Annotated in this window: 2 pseudogenes; both read right to left on the reverse strand. The window is 69.2% G+C overall.

The window, feature by feature from the left end:
- A pseudogene (locus JCM19049_RS14955) lies at nt 1-687 on the reverse strand (copper resistance protein CopD); the annotation flags it as partial.
- A gap of 77 nt (nt 688-764) precedes the next feature.
- Nucleotides 765-1,139 (reverse strand): annotated as a pseudogene (locus JCM19049_RS14960) (Dyp-type peroxidase domain-containing protein); the annotation flags it as partial.

A 1,139-nucleotide genomic window follows, 5' to 3' on the forward strand; every position in this document is an offset into this window, starting at 1 on the left:
CAGCCCAAGCACCACCAGCCCGCCGAACCACAGCACCACGGCCAGCAGGTGCAGCCCGATGCCGTTGACCGCGGCGTAGTGGTCATCCCCGCCGGCGGCGTGGCCGATGAAGGCCAGCGGCACGATGCCCAGCAGGGAAAACCCGGCCACCAGACCCACCCCCACCTGGGAACGCACGGCCAGGGCCAGGGAGGTGACGATCGCGGAGATCACGATCATCCACGCCCAGGCCCGCCCGGTGGCGATCTGCAGGATGTAGTCCAGGATCGCGGCGGTGTAGTTCGGTTCAAAGTTGATCGGCACCCCGGCCAGGTCCCAGAAGGTCAGGATCAGCACGCTGCCGGCGGTTAGCGTCCACACCACCCCGGCCCCTGCGGCCAGGTTCATGGCGCGGGTGAAGGAGGGGTGCTCCGTGCCGGCGTCGGTCACCGGGTTCTCCGCGGTGGGCCGGCGCGACTTGGTGCTGCGCGGGATGATGCAGGAGGCGAAGATCAGTGCGGCGATGGCCACGGACATCGCGGTGTGGTGGATGATCCGGCTGATCGGCAGCGCCCAGCGCACGAACCCGCCCGGATCAGCCAGCAGCCGGGGGGCGGTGATGCCGCCGACCAGCACGGCAAGCAGGAAAGCCACCACCATGCCCAGCACACCGGGGATGATGAAACGGGTCAGTTTCGGGACAGGCATGCCCAGCTCAGCCTGCCGGGGTTCGCGTGATTGTGTCGCCATAGCCTCTCCATCATCTCATTGCGTGCCAACCGCCGTTAAGCTTCCGGCGGCTGGTTGGCGCATCTCACATGTGCGCTTCCGAAGGGGCCGGGCCCCACGCCCGGGCCCCTTCGGACGGCGCTAGTGCCTGCGGCCTGGAACAGCTGCTGGCCCAGGTACATGCCCTGCCTGATGCCCGGCAGCACCCCGTACACGGCCGAGCCGATGGGGGTGGTCCATTCGTTCAGGGCATCCAGTTCGGCCAGCCGGGTTTGGACCGGGATGAAGCTGCGGGCCACATCCACCTGGTAGCTGGCGAACAGCAGGCCGGCACTCCCGCCCTCCTGGTAGCTGTAGCCGCGGCGCCACAGCACCTCATCCCCGCTGGCGGGCATCGCCCGGGCCACATGGGCGTGCCCGGCGATCGCCGG

Source organism: Arthrobacter sp. JCM 19049 (genome assembly GCF_001310435.1).